At 37.0% G+C, this 16113-nt stretch carries 15 protein-coding genes; 6 read left to right on the top strand and 9 right to left on the bottom strand.

Translation table 11 applies throughout. The features are described 5' to 3' along the window. Window positions 1–149: 149 nt before the first annotated feature. The gene (locus tag ACY651_RS11080; RefSeq protein ID WP_462252670.1) at window positions 150–1712 is read left to right on the top strand and encodes a hypothetical protein; all 1563 of its coding nucleotides are present in this window, start codon (window positions 150–152) and stop codon (window positions 1710–1712) included. 49 nt (window positions 1713–1761) lie between these two features. Here ACY651_RS11080 and ACY651_RS11075 read toward each other — a convergent pair whose 3' ends face one another. Further along, window positions 1762–2145, bottom strand: a complete 384-nt coding sequence (locus ACY651_RS11075) for an SET domain-containing protein-lysine N-methyltransferase (RefSeq protein WP_462252668.1) — start codon at window positions 2143–2145, stop codon at window positions 1762–1764. A 68-nt stretch (window positions 2146–2213) separates the two neighbouring features. Here ACY651_RS11075 and mgtE point away from each other — a divergent pair, with 68 nt between their 5' ends. Beyond that, entirely contained in the window at window positions 2214–3602 is a 1389-nt protein-coding gene (gene mgtE, locus ACY651_RS11070) for a magnesium transporter (RefSeq protein ID WP_462252666.1), read from the top strand. 254 nt (window positions 3603–3856) lie between these two features. On the opposite strand, the gene ACY651_RS11065 is transcribed toward mgtE, so the two are convergent. The 3 genes from ACY651_RS11065 to ACY651_RS11055 form a co-directional block, all read right to left on the bottom strand. Next, a complete protein-coding gene (locus tag ACY651_RS11065; RefSeq protein WP_462252664.1) occupies window positions 3857–4231 on the bottom strand; it encodes a group I truncated hemoglobin in 375 nt (124 codons plus the stop codon). A gap of 156 nt (window positions 4232–4387) precedes the next feature. Next, window positions 4388–5497, bottom strand: a complete 1110-nt coding sequence (locus ACY651_RS11060; protein WP_462252662.1) for a nickel-binding protein — start codon at window positions 5495–5497, stop codon at window positions 4388–4390. A gap of 182 nt (window positions 5498–5679) precedes the next feature. After that, a complete protein-coding gene (locus ACY651_RS11055; RefSeq protein ID WP_462252660.1) occupies window positions 5680–6243 on the bottom strand; it encodes a phosphoglycerate mutase family protein in 564 nt (187 codons plus the stop codon). A 217-nt stretch (window positions 6244–6460) separates the two neighbouring features. On the opposite strand from ACY651_RS11055, the gene glmS reads away from it, so the two are divergent. From glmS to ACY651_RS11035, 4 genes are all read left to right on the top strand, one after another. Further along, window positions 6461–8296: a glutamine--fructose-6-phosphate transaminase (isomerizing) gene (gene glmS / locus ACY651_RS11050; RefSeq protein ID WP_462252658.1), complete on the top strand. Its 1836-nt coding sequence runs from the start codon at window positions 6461–6463 to the stop codon at window positions 8294–8296. A gap of 171 nt (window positions 8297–8467) precedes the next feature. Beyond that, complete coding sequence (locus ACY651_RS11045; RefSeq protein WP_462252656.1) at window positions 8468–10585, top strand: DUF4954 family protein; 2118 nt, start codon at window positions 8468–8470, stop codon at window positions 10583–10585. Window positions 10586–10633: 48 nt separating this feature from the next. Continuing rightward, complete coding sequence (locus ACY651_RS11040; RefSeq protein ID WP_462252654.1) at window positions 10634–11380, top strand: SIMPL domain-containing protein; 747 nt, start codon at window positions 10634–10636, stop codon at window positions 11378–11380. Window positions 11381–11466: 86 nt separating this feature from the next. After that, window positions 11467–12096 (top strand): peptidylprolyl isomerase, encoded by a 630-nt coding sequence (locus ACY651_RS11035; RefSeq protein ID WP_462252652.1) that lies wholly within the window; start codon window positions 11467–11469, stop codon window positions 12094–12096. An 82-nt stretch (window positions 12097–12178) separates the two neighbouring features. Here ACY651_RS11035 and ACY651_RS11030 read toward each other — a convergent pair whose 3' ends face one another. The 5 genes from ACY651_RS11030 to rpoA all read right to left on the bottom strand — a co-directional run. Continuing rightward, complete coding sequence (locus tag ACY651_RS11030) at window positions 12179–12793, bottom strand: hypothetical protein (RefSeq protein WP_462252650.1); 615 nt, start codon at window positions 12791–12793, stop codon at window positions 12179–12181. A gap of 124 nt (window positions 12794–12917) precedes the next feature. Continuing rightward, on the bottom strand, window positions 12918–13340 hold the full coding sequence (locus ACY651_RS11025; RefSeq protein ID WP_462252648.1) for a type II 3-dehydroquinate dehydratase: 423 nt from the start codon (window positions 13338–13340) through the stop codon (window positions 12918–12920). 92 nt (window positions 13341–13432) lie between these two features. Beyond that, window positions 13433–14545 carry a glutamine-hydrolyzing carbamoyl-phosphate synthase small subunit gene (gene carA / locus ACY651_RS11020; protein ID WP_462252646.1) on the bottom strand — a complete coding sequence of 371 codons (1113 nt, stop codon included), beginning with the start codon at window positions 14543–14545 and terminating at the stop codon, window positions 13433–13435. A gap of 169 nt (window positions 14546–14714) precedes the next feature. Further along, entirely contained in the window at window positions 14715–15221 is a 507-nt protein-coding gene (rplQ, locus tag ACY651_RS11015; RefSeq protein ID WP_462252644.1) for a 50S ribosomal protein L17, read from the bottom strand. Window positions 15222–15315: 94 nt separating this feature from the next. Continuing rightward, on the bottom strand, window positions 15316–16113 hold a 798-nt coding region (gene rpoA / locus ACY651_RS11010), incomplete at its 5' end, for a DNA-directed RNA polymerase subunit alpha (protein WP_462252642.1).

The raw sequence follows: 16113 nt of genomic DNA, 5'->3' as shown, positions 1-16113 counted from the left end.
TGCTGAAAATTATTATTTAATTTTTATCAGGCAACCAGTTTTATAAAAGCTTCGTTTGAGCTATAAATAAGAGAAATGCTCAGAAAGACTTGGTATTAATTTTTCTTATTAACCGGCATTTTAACCATAACCAAAAACTACCTGCATTTATGAACTCATTTAAAAAAATCACTTCTATTCTTGCATTTTTTTTGCTAACCTCATTATTAATTATAAATGGCTGTGGCGATAAAGGCGGCGGCACCCCACCTCCTGCCCCAAATCCTTGTGCCAGTAAAACCATTACGGTAACAGGTACTGTTGTAAATACTACAACCGGCGTCTCCAATGGCTCCATAACTGTAACCGGCGCAGGCAGCACTGGTTTTACTTATCAGCTTAACACCGGAGCATTTCAGGCTGGTGCAAGTTTTACAGGTTTGGCCGCAGGCACGTACACCGTTACAGCAAAAGATGCTGATGGTTGTACAGGTTCAAATACATTTACTGTTACTGACCCATGCGCTGCAAAAAATATAACTGTTACCGCAACTATTGTAAATGCAGGTGTGGGTTTATCTAACGGATCAATAACCGCAACTGCGACAAACAGTACAGGTTTTACTTACCAGTTAAATACCGGCGCATTTCAGGCTTCGGGTGCATTTACAGGTTTAGCTGTGGGCACTTATAATATTACTGCAAAAGATGTAGATGGTTGTTTAAAAACACAAAGCTTTACAGTAAATGACATTTGTGCGGCAAAAACAATTACTATAACAGCAACCATTGTAAATGCAGGCACCGGTTTATCTAACGGATCAATTGCAGCAACAGCAAGTGGCAGCACTGGCTTTACCTACCAATTAAACAGTGGCGCATTTCAGGCTTCGGGTACATTTACCGGGTTAGCGGTAGGTAGTTATAATGTTACTGCAAAAGATTTAGATGGTTGTTTAAAAACACAAAGCTTTACAGTGAATGATATTTGTACAGCTAAAACAATAACTGTTACGGCAACTATTACAAGTGCAGGCCCGGCTGCAGGTGCAACTAATGGATCAATTGCTGCAACTGCAAGTGGCAGCACAGGTTTTACTTATCAATTAAACACTGGTGCATTCCAGGCCTCCGGTACATTTAATTCGTTAGCAGCAGCAACTTATAATGTTACTGCAAAAGATGTAGATGGTTGTTTAAAAACACAAAGTTTTATTGTAACAGCAGACCCCTGCCTTGGTAAAACTTTAACCATAAGTGCAGTTACCACAGGCTCCGATAAATGTGCACCAACAGGTACAGGCACCATTACAATTACTGCTGGCGGCGGTTCAGGTTTTACTTATCAACTCAACACAGGAACTTTTCAGGCTTCAAATATTTTTACGGGCCTTGCAGTAAACACTTATAATATTGCTGCAAAAGATGCAGACGGTTGTATTAAAACCGGCACCGCATCTGTAGCTGCTGCTGCTGCAGGCACAAATTTTACTGCGGTAAAAGCAGTATTGCAAACCAACTGTGCACTTAGCGGTTGCCATAGCGGCTCCAGCCCAACAGGCGGATTAGATTTTACGGTTGATTGTACCATCGTTAACAGTTGGGATCGCATAAAAGCTAGAGCAGTTGATGCGCCAACTTCAATGCCACCGGCTCCAAACCCGCAATTATCTGCAACTGATAAACAAAAAATATTAAACTGGATAGCAGCAGGCCACGGCTTTACAAATTAACATGAAAAACACATGAGAATAAAAGTGCAGCAAAATTTTGCTGCACTTTTTATTTTGCATCAAACCAAATTTTATTCTCATCATTCCAGTCGCCATTATAATTTATAGTAAGCTCTTCGCCTTTTTCAATAATCCTTACAGTTTGCACTATAATTACATCATCTTCATAATCCATTATATATTCGCAATTGCTTTTGTAACTGTGGTTATACATCGGTATTAATCCTAATGCCATACAACATTTATCTTTCTCCTTTCCCCACTCAAAAATATAGTCGTGTAATTTGGTTTTATCTAAATGCTGCCGGTCTTCATTACTCATTACAATAACCGGCGAAATTTCAATTATTATTTCAGCCGAAATTTTTTCTTTTGTAAAAACGCCCCTTCCGGCATGGCTGGTGGTATCAATATATAAATATGGTTTCCGCATAATTTTTGATTAGCATTAAAAAGGTAAATTGCGAACAATTAATATTGCGAATTTATAACAAAGTACCGATGGCAATGGAATTGGAAGAAATATCACTGCAACAAAAATTTGATGAAGTAATTGCATCCGAAAATAAATTGCAGATTCAGGATTTTTTAAATCATCAGAACATCAGCGATGTGGCTGAGTTGATTTATGCTAATGAAGATTTTGAAAATCAAATTATCTCCCACCTTTCTATACACCGGGCTGTAAGTGTTTTTAAAATTCTAGAACTGCCCACGCAAAAAAGGATAATACACGATTTACCAGCTTTTAAAACTGCCGAACTTTTAAATGAATTGCCTCCTGATGACCGCACTTCTTTTTTAAGTGAGTTACCGGGAAGCGCTGTAAGAGAATTAATTAAAACACTAAACCCCGATGAAAGAAAAATAACATTGTCGCTTTTGGGTTATCCCGAAAATAGTGTGGGCCGTTTAATGACACCCGATTATGTGTATGTATATGAGCACGACAGTGTGGAAGATGTTTTTAACACCATACGCCGCTATGCAAAAAGCAGCGAAACCATTGATGTGTTGTATGTATTAAATGATAAAGGCGAATTATTAGATGATATAAGAATTAAGGATTTTATTATGGCTGCGCCGGAAAAAAAAGTGAGCGACTTAATGGATGGCCGCTTTATTTCTTTACATGCAGAAGACGACCAGGAAGTGGCCAGCGAAGTTTTTAAAATGAATAACCGTGTAGCCCTGCCGGTGGTTAGTAAGAGTAATAAATTGTTGGGGATTATTACTATTGATGATGTACTTTGGGTGGCAGAAGAAGAATACAGTGAGGATATACAAAAGATTGGTGGTACACAGGCATTGGATGAACCGTATTTAGATGTACCACTTTTAAAATTATACAAAAAAAGAATTATCTGGCTGCTGATACTTTTTGTGGGTGAAACTTTGACCATCGCTGCCATGTCGGGGTTTCAAAAAACGCTGGAGCAATTGCTGGTACTTTCTACATTTATTCCTTTGATAATTTCAAGTGGGGGCAACAGCGGTTCGCAGGCTGCCACATTAATTATACAGGCATTGGCATTGGGCGAAATAACAATCGCCGACTGGTGGCATATTGCAAAAAGAGAAATTATTTCGGGTATATTAATGGGGGTTACGCTGGGTATAATGGGGTTTTTTATAGTTTTTGGCGGCTATCATTTGTTTGATTTATTTGGTATCCATTATATACGAATTGGTTTTGCCATTGGTATTGCAATAATTGGTGTGGTATTGTGGGGCACCATGATGGGTTCGATGTTACCACTGTTATTAAAAAAATTAGGCGCCGATCCTGCAACTTCTTCTACCCCATTTATTGCTACATTGGTAGATGTAACCGGGTTGCTGATTTATTTTTCGGTAGCGTATTTGTTTTTGCAGGGGATAATGTTGTAAACTTTCGTTCCAGTGAGAAAATAGTTATATCCGGCTCTTTTGTATGTGAAGCAATATTTATAAATACAATCTGGTGACCTGCACATTGTAAAATTTAAACCCGAATGTTAAAATACTGTTTTCATTTGCTATTCTTTATCTATGTAGTGTCATGTGTTTACTGTTTCTTTCCTATTGTAATGAAAGATTTGATAGCATAATAAAAATACAGGAGTATTGTTTTGTAATCAATCAGCTTTTGTATAACCAGTTATTTATTTAGCAATTATCATATCTTTTAATGACCAAAGTATAGCCAGCACGTCTTTTTTAGATTCATCATCAGTTTTATGTTTATCCAGCACCTTCAATATGTCATCAACAACATGCATGTATTCAGTTGGGTTTATATTCATCCCTTTATGGGTGGCAGGCATATCTCTGCCGGAGTAGGTTACAGGACCACCACTGCCAGCACTAAAAAAATTAATAGTGTGTTGCTTTATTACAGCTAGTTTTTCAGGCTGTTCTTGAAGAGGCAAAAACCTTGAACTGATTGCCACATTGCTCATGTGTGCCTCAACAACATCGTCAACAATTTTAGTAATTCCTGCAGTGCCGCCAAGTCGTTCAAAAAGAATTTTAGTCATAATGATTTTTTTTAAAATGGATTATAATAAAAATATTTTGCCCTGAATGATTATTTGTGCTAAAGATACACACCGATAAATTTGAAGACTAGAACATTTAGTTCAAATACTTGTAGTTTTAATTCAAATCCATTAAAAATACAAACCCGGCAAATATCATCCTGTTTTAGCAGTTAAAAAATGAGAAGGTGCATGTCCATATTTTTTTTGAAAACATTTGGAAAAATAAGACGGGCTGCTAAAGCCTGTTTCAAATGCAATTTCTGAAATGTTGTTCCTGTTTTTTTTCAATAAGGTTAAAGCCTCATTTAGACGATAGTCGTTAATAAAAGTGTTGGGGGATTTGCCGGTGAGTAAAATCATTTTACGGCACAATTGAGATTTTCCACAACCTAAAGTTTTACAAAAATCATCTACTTTTAAATTAATATTGCTCCAGACAGATTCTGTGTAATCCATTAAAAGTGTAAGAAATTTCTCATCAGATTGGGAAAGATACAATACACTTTCACTTTCGTTTAAAGTACCTGAATTTTCACTACTGTATAATTCTTTAACTTCAGATGATACTATAATTTGGCCTTTAATAACCTTACACATCCGTTCAGCTAGTTTTATAGTATCCTCAAAAATTAATTCCTTTTCAGTTACTGGAACCCCGGCAGTTAACCCTATTTTTAAAAGAATTTTATCGTTATTGATGTCATGCTGAAATTGCCTCAACAGCAATTGTATTTCAAAAGCAGCCAGCACGGCATTAGTAACGGATTTAAAAGACACTAAAAAATGGGTTTCATTTTTTTTAACCGGCAGCCCCTCATAAACATTCAACAGGTTAAGTATAGCATTATTGTAATTTAGTAATGAAGGTTTTAATTGAGCAGCATCATTTTGTACAAACAATAATTCTTTTACCACTATTGCCATAATTGTTCTGAAAGCAGGGTCGTTAATAATGTTTAGTGCTGTGTTTTGTGCTTTTTCCGGATCTTCAATTCTTCCTAAAAAAGATTCAACTATACTGGCATCAACTTCTATTACCCTGTGCGGAACCTGGCCGTGAGCATGATTATGCATTTTTTTAATTGCAGCCGCATCTGGTGCTTCAATTAAGCAGAAAGCAGTTTTTCTTTTTTCATCAAACCAATACGTTAACCCCCTGCAACCAAATTGCTCTTGTATTTTTAAATCTTCCTGGTGCAGTTGAGCTACATTTTCGGCTGTAACAGTTTCGGAAACATCGTGACGGTCCATATAAATAGGCATACGACTATGTTTGAATGTTGTAGTTAAATTTTTTACTAAAAATATCTATTTTGAATATTCCAGTATTTGAGTCTAGTTACATTTTTTAAAATTATCTCTCTCTAAATATCCAAAAGGATTTACCAAGAAGGCAATAGATTTACTAAGCAACTTTATTGATAATTTCCATCAAGCTATTTTAGCTATTGCATTGCATTATTCGCCGCCGATGCTACCCCATACTTTCTCTGCTTTACATGAGCCCTCCATGCACCAACCACAAACCGCCGGGTGTAACAAACTTTAAACAAATTATCAAACTCCGTATCTAAAATATTTGCCTGCGGATAATTGGTTACGCCAGCTTTTTTAATATAATCCGGTACAGTGTTACTATGCCCTACAATTAATATGGTTTTATTAAAATCGCCATGCGCTGCAATTTTATTAAAAAGATCTATACCATTTTCATCAGCGTTGTAATGTACGGTATCAATACCCAATTGCAAACGCATACTGTCAGCCGTCATTTGGGTGCGTTTAAACTGAGTAACATAAATACGTTTTATGTTTTTATTTTTTAAGGTTCGCATTAAATCGCCTGCTCTTTTATTACCGTTGGTGGTTAGCACCGGGTCGGTACCGGCTTCTTTTTCAGCATGGCGTACAAAGTATAAATTGGTTTTTGCAGATACACCCGCAGGTATTTGTGCAGCAGCGGTATGTATAAAAAATACCAGCAACAAAAAAGGGAGAAAAATTTTCATAATAAACAATTGAATATCTAATTTAAGCCAATTAATTGTAATACACACAATAGCCCTTTACCATGTGCCGTTAATGCTGCAAATTTGCTAATTTGCACCCAAAATTAATAAAGCCCATACGCTGCGGTAAAAGCTGAATAAAGTTATACTGTACAAGAGTGCGACGCCAATGAAGATTGGCTTTGTTCTTTGGCCGGGTTCAAAAAAAATAAAAAATATGTGTGGAATTGTAGGTTACACCGGCCCACGTGAGGCATATCCGATAGTAATTACTGGTTTAAAACGTTTAGAATACCGTGGCTACGACAGTACCGGCGTGGCACTTTTAAACGGTGGCTTAAAAGTTTATAAAAAGAAAGGCCGTGTGGCCGACCTGGAAGAAAGCATTATTGGCAAAGATTTACATTCTAACATTGGCATTGGCCATACCCGTTGGGCTACGCATGGCGAACCCAGCGACAGAAATGCCCATCCGCACACTTCAAAAAGCGGCAAGCTGGCCATGATACACAACGGCATTATTGAAAACTATGCCCAAATAAAAAAAGAATTAGTAAACAAAGGGTATGCTTTTACCAGCGATACCGATACAGAAGTTTTATTAAATTTTATTGAAGACATTAAAAAAAATAACGACTGTAATTTAGAAGAAGCGGTAAGAGTGGCGCTGAAAAGAATTACCGGGGCGTATTGTATTTTATTAATTGATGAAGATGATCCGCAAACTATTATTGCGGCACGTAAAGGCAGCCCGTTGGTAATTGGCGTGGGCAAAGGCGAACATTTTTTAGGAAGCGATGCAAGTCCCATGTTAGAATATACCAAAGAAGTAGTGTATGTAAATGATTACGAGCTGGCCATTGTGAGGCCCGATGAATTGATATTGAAAAATTTGGGTAACGAAAAAATTACTCCGTTTATTACCAAGCTGGATATGGAACTGGCAGCAATTGAAAAAGGCGGCTACGACCATTTTATGCTGAAAGAAATTTTTGAACAGCCCAGTACCATTCATGATTGTTTGCGTGGCAGGTTAGATGCAACAGCCGGCACCATTACCATGAGCGGTGTTATGAATAATATTGAACATTTTAAAAATGCACAACGTATAATAATTGTTGCCTGCGGTACCAGCTGGCACGCCGGACTGTTAGCTGAATATGTTATTGAAGAGCTCTGCCGTATTTCTGTAGAAGTGGAATATGCCAGTGAGTTCCGCTACCGTAACCCGATAGTAAATAAAGGCGATATTATTATTGCCATTAGCCAGAGTGGCGAAACTGCCGATACCTTAGTGGCTATTGAAAGAGCAAAAGAAAATGGCGCCATCATTTTTGGAATTGTAAATGTAGTGGGTTCTTCCATTGCACGGATAAGTGATGGCGGTGCATATACACATGCCGGCCCCGAAATTGGTGTTGCTTCTACTAAAGCTTTTACCGGGCAGCTTGCCGTAATTATGATGATGGCATTAAAAATTGCAAAAGAAAAAGGTACTATCAGCGATGAACGCTATAATAATTTATTGATGGAATTAGATGCTGTGCCGGAAAAAGTGGATGCCATTTTAAAAAGCGCTGATCTTTTAAAAGCGATTGCCGAAAAATATAAAGGCGCAGGGGATGCCTTATTTTTAGGAAGAGGATATAATTTCCCTATTGCACTTGAAGGTGCTTTAAAACTTAAAGAAATCAGTTACATTCACGCCGAGGGTTACCCTGCTGCCGAAATGAAACATGGCCCCATTGCTTTGGTAGATGAAAATCTGCCCGTAATTTTTGTGGCTACCAAAGACAGCTATCACGAAAAAATTGTGAGCAACATGCAGGAAATAAAAGCCCGTAAAGGAAAAATAATTGCCATCATTACCGAAGGTGATGATGTAATACCCGGCCTTGCCGATGATATTTTTTATGTACCTGCCGCCGACGAAATTATTGCGCCAATGCTCAGTACTATTCCATTGCAGTTATTAAGTTATTATGTAGGTATTGCAAAAGGAGTAGACGTAGATAAGCCGAGGAATTTGGCAAAGAGTGTAACCGTTGAATAATTGATAATGCTGTAATTTATAATGAATAATGTTTCAAATTAGTTAGCTCTTTTTGTTTTGCCGGGATATGCTTAACTTGAAACATCAAATTTTATTTTAACCAGTAATTTCTAATTGAGTAGCAAATTGAACAAATTATTAATTATCCATTATTAATTATTCATTCCCTTCATGAACATCATTCAAAAACATCCGGTTAATAACCTCGGCTACAATTTTGTAGCCCCGCAATATCTTCCCAAAGGAAAAAATGAATACCATCTTCGTAATAAACAAAACCGTAATGGTATCAGTTACCGAAAATTATCGGCACTGGAAATTGAAGTGCTGGTGCGTAACCGCAACACCTCCGATGATTGGAATAATATTTTAGTCTCCTCATTTTTTAATGCCGAATTAGTAAAGAACTGTAAGTTTTTTGGTTTAGTACGTATTGGAAAATTAGAACCGTATTACCTCGAGTTTCATAATTTAAGAATGGCTGTAGGTTTATACAACAGCACCATCATCAGTTGCGATTTTGGCGATAATGTTTGCATAGATAATGTTAACTATTTAGGGCATTATATTATTGGCAACGAAGTAATGATAGCCAATGTAAACGAACTGGCCTGTACCGATAATGCTAAATTTGGTAACGGTATTATTAAAGAAGGCGAAGATGAAAAAGTAAGGGTGTGGTTGGAATTGTGTAACGAGAACGGTGGCAGAAGTGTGTTGCCTTTTAACGGCATGTTACCCGGCGATGCTTACTTATGGAGCAAATACAGGGATGATGATGCACTGCTGAATAAATTTAAAGAATTTACTGAAAACCGCTTTGATAAACTAAGAGGCTACTATGGAAAAATTGGTGACCGCACAGTTATAAAAAATTGTAAAATTATAAAAGATGTGTGGGTGGGTACCGATGCTTATTTTAAAGGTGCCAACAAATTAAAAAACCTTACGGTTAACAGTGATGAAGAACGCACTTCTCAAATTGGTGAAGGCTGCGAATTGGTAAATGGTATTGTGGGTTATGGCTGCAGGATATTTTACGGTGCAAAAGCAGTACGTTTTATTATGGCATCGCATTGCCAGTTGAAATATGGCGCCAGGCTAATCAATTCTTATCTCGGTAACAACTCCACTATTTCCTGTTGCGAAGTGTTAAACTCCTTAATTTTTCCGGCACACGAGCAACATCATAATAATTCTTTTTTATGTGCAGCAGTTGTGATGGGGCAAAGTAATATTGCAGCAGGTGCCACCATTGGCAGCAATCATAACAGCCGAGCTGCAGATGGTGAAATAGTTGCAGGCCGTGGTTTTTGGCCGGGGCTTTGTGTAAGTTTAAAACACAATTCAAAATTTGCTGCGTTTACAATAATTGCTAAAGGCGATTTTCCGGCAGAGTTAAATATTCGGGTACCTTTTAGTTTAGTGAGCAATGATGTAAGTAACGATATGTTAGTGGTAATGCCTGCTTACTGGTTTATGTACAACATGTATGCACTGGCACGTAATGCACACAAGTATTTTGACCGTGACCGAAGAACAGAAAAAATTCAGCACCTGGAATATGATTTTTTAGCACCTGATACGGTGAATGAAATTTTTGATGGCTTACAAATTTTACAAAAATTAAAGCCCGATGCAGAAGGCACTGCAACAATTACAGGCTGGGAAAATACTGACCGCACTACAAAAATTTTAAAAGTGCCGCAGTCGATGGCGATATTCAAAGAAGTGATTCAGTATTACGGCACCATGGAAATATTAAATCATTTACAAAAAAATAAATTTGCCGATTTTGAAACTTTAAAAAAATCCCTCTCTGCTAAAATACAAAGAAGCCAGTGGTTAAATATTGGCGGACAATTGATACAAAAAACTGCTGTTGAAAACTTAAGACGAAATATAAAATCGGGTAAAGTAAAAAGTTGGGATGATATGCATAATTTTTACCGCCAGCAGGGAGAAGCTTATACTGCCGATAAATTAAATCATGGTTATACTTCGTTATTAGAAATATTAAACAGTACCCCAAAACAATTTACACCTGCACTTTTTAAACAATTACTGCAACAGGCATTAGATACCAAAGAATGGATGTGCAAAGGGATTTTTAACAGCCGTGCTAAAGATTACAGCAACCCCTTTAAAAAAATGGTGTACGATACCAATGAAGAAATGAACAAAGTTGTAGGAAGATTAGAAGACAATAGTTTTATACAACAGCAATTGGGTGAGCTGGAAGAAATGAAGAAATTGGTGAAGGCGGTTGCCAGAAAATTAAAGTTGTAATGTTTGTGTAATTGCTGCATCCATTTCATCCCTTATAAAAATTATAACATGAAAAAAATATCATTGGTCATTATTGCAGTTACAGTAATCGGTTTGCTTAATGCACAAAATACCCAGCTCGGTTGTTTCCCTTTTCCAAAAACAATTTCAGTTACAGGCAGTGCCGAAATGGAAGTTATTCCCGATGAAATTTATGTGCAGGTAGATTTAAGAGAATACAAGAAAAAAGGAGAAGAAAAAAAGGAGCTCGACAAAATCAAAATTGACTTTTTAGCCAACTGCAAAGCAGTTGGTATTGCCGACAGCAATATTGCTGTGGCATCCTACGATGGTTATAACCTGTCATCAATTTGGAGACGCAGAAAAAAAGATCCGGATCTATTGGCTTCTATCACTTATCAATTAAAATTCAGCAACACAAAATTAATTGACGAACTGGTTAACCGCCTTGATGATGAAGCCACCAGCAATTTTAGTATTACCAGAACTTCTCACAGTAAAATAATAGAATTTAGAAAGCAGTTAAAAATTATGGCTGTAAAAGCTGCTAAAGAAAAAGCAGTGTATTTATCCGAATCTGTAAATGAAAAAGTAGGTGAAGCCATTACAATTGTTGAGCCGGAAGAATCGTCAAGTTCTGATGTACTTTCTGGAAGATATAAATCTAATTTGACTGCTAACTCACTAATGGAAAAATCAAGAATTGATTCTTATGGTGGTATAGCCGAAGGTGGAATTGATTACAGAAAAATTAAATTGCGTTTTGAAGTAAAAGTATTGTACGCTTTAAAGTAAATAAATTTAGTTAATATTTTATTGAAGACAGTCTTACAAAGGCTGTCTTCTTAATTAAAACTTATATTTGCTGCTCAAATTTAAAAATGAAAAAACTTCTTTTTAGCTTACTGTTCACAAGTATTGTATTTGCCGCAAAAAGCCAAACCCTTGCACAAATAAAAAAGGTATTGGATACTACCAGTAATCCCATTGGTTTTGTAAAATATGTATTGAAGAAAAAATATTTTATTGATACGGTGGCCGTGGTTACCACCAGTAATTTTATGGGCAAAGCAGACAGTCTTGCTTACAAAGGAAAAGTAGGCAAAGTGTATGGCCCGTTTAAAGGCGAAAATATTTTGGTGAAGATTTTATACAAAGCGCCCAATACATTTTATCATGTCAGTCATATTGTGTTAGATACTTCCACTTACAGTTTTAGGTTTGCCTCTTCATTGGCAGATACTATTATAGAAAAAATACAATCAGGCAGGGAAAGTTTTGCATCAATGGCAAGCACTTACAGTGCCGATTATTCTTCAGCTGTTAAAGGCGGCGATTTAGGCTGGTTTGTTCGTGGCGTTATGCTGCAGCAATTAGATGAAGCCGTATCTAAACATAAAAAAGGAGAAATATTTACCGTGTGGACAGCAGCCGGCCTGCACATTGTAAAAATTACCGACAACCCTAAAAAAGATGTGGGCTATGCGTTGATGTTACGGGTAATTTTATAGATCAAAAAAATTTTATAATTAACTTCCTTCGCAAACTCCCGAGGGTTTATAACCCTCCAGGAGTTATATTCATCAGCTAAAATCACTTAACGGATTGTAAAGTAATATCAAACTCAACACTCATCGCTACGATAAATGAATTGGTAGATTCATTGTAGATAGTAAGTGTTTTTCCATTGGTTTTATTCTTAAGCAATAAAGTTTTTATAGTTTTTGCTTTCCCGTTTTCAGTAAAAGTAAAAGGGTGATTATTATCTATCATTGTAAAAGTTTCTTCCTCCGCCGAAGCGCCATCTACTTTTATCTTTACCTCATCGCCATTTTCTGCCATCACTAATTCTATATTCAGCATAAAGCCAATAAACACCGAGGTTTCTTTATCCAGTTTTTTTTCTCCCTCTGCAAACCAGTTGTAAAAAGCTTTCGAATTGGTAGCAGCATAGTGGCCAATGGTAATTGTGCCTTTCTTATTCACAGGGCCAGTCATTTGCCAGTCGAATACAATTGCATTTTCATTTAAAGCACTTAACTCCTTAATAGTAACAATAAAATCGTATTCCTTGCCTTTGCTTTTAACATGGTAAGTCAGTTCGTTACCAACTTTTACTTCCAGCTTTTCAGTTGTGCCTGCAGGTTGTGCAGCACCGAAAAAAAATACCATTAAACAAAACCAGCCGGCGAGAAATATTTTTTTCATACAATTATTTTATACCCTAAATGTAAGTGTAAAGAAAATTGCAGCTATACCCTGCTGTGGGTATTTTAAAATTATGGTGAAATTGATTTATCAGAATGACAAATCAAACCTTGTTGAAGAAAATTTATTTGCTGGTCATTAACCATTCTACCGCCAGCTCATACCCTTTTAATCCTAAACCACTGATAACCCCTTTTGCTTTTGCAGACACATGAGATATTTTCCTGAATTCTTCTCTTCCAAGAATATTGGAAATATGCACTTCAATAACAGGCGTTATTATTGCAGCTATGGCATCGCCAATGGCTACAGAAGTGTGGGTATAACCACCGGGATTAAAAACAATACCTTCATCGGTATAACCAACCCGTTGCAATTCATTTATCAATTCCCCCTCTACATTACTTTGAAAAAAACTAAACTCCGCTGTCGGAAATTTTGTTTTTAGCTCTTCAAAAAAAGTATCGAAATTTTCTCCGCCATAAACATCTACTTCTCTTGTACCAAGCAGGTTTAAGTTTGGCCCGTTTATAATTGCTATTTTCATCGCTCAATCCCTAAACGGGTATTTAATGTTTACAAAAATTGCTTTATGCAAATTAAGTAAGAGTTTTGATTAATAGATTTCAACATTCCTACTTAGCGGGCAGAGGGAGCATTTATCAGTTCAATAAAATCATCAAATAAATACCTGCTGTCATGTGGCCCGGGAGTAGCTTCTGGATGATACTGAACAGAAAATGCAGGCTTATCTTTCAGGCGGATGCCTTCAATGCTTTCATCATTCAAATTAACATGCGTTATCTCCACATTGGCATTTGCTTTTACAGCCTTAGGGTCCACACCAAAACCATGGTTTTGTGTAGTAATCTCACTTTTGCCGCTAATAATATTTTTTACCGGATGGTTTAATCCACGGTGCCCGTGATGCATTTTAAAAGTAGGAATGTCATTGGCAAGTGCCAATAATTGATGGCCGAGACAAATACCAAATAACGGTTTTTTAGCAGCTAAAATTTGTTTTACTGTGGCAATAGCATAATCCATTGGGGCAGGGTCGCCGGGGCCGTTGCTGATAAAATAGCCATTAGGCTTAAACGCTTCTAATTTTTCAAAACTTGTTTTTGCAGGATGCACTTTTACATAAGCACCTCTTTCCACCAAACAGTTTAAAATATTTTTCTTAATGCCAAAATCCAATACTGCAACCCTCAAATTACTTTTTTCATCTCCCAAAAAATATTCTTCATTGGTGCTCACAGCAGATGCCAGCTCTAATCCATCCATCGAAGGCACTTTTTTTAATTCGGCCTTTAATTGTTCTGTATCTAATATCTCAGAAGATATGATACAATTCATAGCGCCCTGTGTGCGTATATGCGCCACTAAAGCCCTCGTATCGATACCATCAATAGCTACTACATTTTGAGCCTCAAAATATTCCTGCAGCGATGCATCGGCCATAAAGCGGCTGTATTTATCTTCCAGGTTGCGGCCTATCACTGCTTTTACTTTTACACTGTCGCTTTCCACATCTGCAGCCTTTACACCATAGTTGCCAATATGCACACTGTTCATTATTAAAACCTGCCCGTAATAACTGGGGTCGGTAAATACTTCCTGGTAACCCGTCATCCCGGTATTAAAACATACTTCGCCTGTGGCAGTACCAATTTTGCCAAAAGCTTTTCCGTAAAAAATATTCCCGTCTTCTAAAATTAAAATTGCAGGTTTGGTGTGGGTGGTCGACATGTTTTAAAAGTTTTGCAAAGAAAGCAATTCAATTGCGTAATGAACAAATAAAATTTTTCACATTATGTTGATTTATGCGTCAGACGGTTTTAAACCGTCTGACGCATAAATATATCAAAAAAAAACTCCGATAATAATATCAGAGTTTTTATAGACAGTTAGTTTCAAATTATGCTTTTTCTTCTGTAGCTGTATCAGTAGTTGTTTCAGCAGCCTCTTCAGTTGCTTTCTTTTTTGCACCACCGGCCCTACGTGTTTTTTTAGCAGGTTCAGCAGCTGCACTAATTCCTTTACCGTAAACTTCGTTAAAGTCAACTAATTCAATCATTGCAATTTCTGCATTATCACCAACCCTTGCACCCAGTTTAATAATACGGGTATAACCACCTGGGCGGCTTGCAACTTTTGGTGCAACAACAGTAAATAATTCTTTTACAGCATCTTTATCATTTAAGTAGCTGAACACAATACGGTGATTGTGCATAATAGCTTCTTTGCTTGATGTGTTTTTTGTTTTAGTAATTAACGGCTCAATATAAGTACGTAAAACTTTTGCTTTTGCTAAAGTAGTAGTAATTCTTTTATTGATAATTAACTGGCAACCTAAGTTCATCAGCAACGCTTTTCTGTGAGAAGCCGTTCTGCTAAGGTTATTGTTTTTGTTTCCGTGACGCATGACATTTTGTTTTAGAATTTCCTCTGCACCGTGTCAGGATTTGCAGAGTACTTCAGTTATAAAAGCTCCAGTTCCCCTTTAGGGGCGGAGGGGTTTACTCATCATCCAATTTCAACTTGCTCAAATCCATTCCAAAGCTCAATCCTCTTTCATGCAGTACCTGCTCAATTTCACTTAAAGATTTCTGGCCAAAGTTTCTGAATTTCATCAGGTCTTCCTGCTCATACTGTACCAACTCACTTAATGAATTGATCTTGGCAGCTTTTAAGCAGTTAAAGGCACGTACAGAAAGATCCAGGTCTTCCAATGGTGTCTTTAATACTTTACGTAACTGCAAAGTTTGTTCATCAACCAGGTCTTCTTTCTTATCTTCTTTGGTGTCAAAAGTGATATTCTCATCAGTGATGATCATCAGGTGCTGTATTAAAATACGGCTTGCCTGCTTTACAGCATCTTCCGGGTGAATGGTACCATCGGTAACCACATCCATGATCAGTTTTTCAAAATCGGTGCGTTGCTCAACACGGGTATTTTCAATAGCGTATTTTACGTTCTTGATCGGCGTGTAAATAGCATCAACCGGAATATATCCAAAATGAGAATTCTTTTCTTTGTTCTCTTCTGCCGGAACATAACCACGGCCTTTACCAATGGTGATCTCGATATCAAGTTTTGCACTGCTATCCATAGTACAGATCAACAGCTCAGGATTCATTACTTCAAAAGTAGGAGAAGCCTCACCGATCATACCGGCAGTGAATTCAGTTTTGTTCTTGATAGAAAGTGTAATCTTCTCTACATTTACCTCATGCTCAACTTTCTTTTTAATACGAACCTGTTTCAGGTTTAAGATTATTTCTGTAACGTCTTCAGTAATACCTTTTAAGGTAGC

The sequence above is a fragment of the Ferruginibacter sp. genome (genome assembly GCF_031391665.1).
Taxonomy (GTDB): Bacteria; Bacteroidota; Bacteroidia; order Chitinophagales; family Chitinophagaceae; genus Ferruginibacter.
This window is presented reverse-complemented; position numbering and strand designations above follow the sequence as displayed.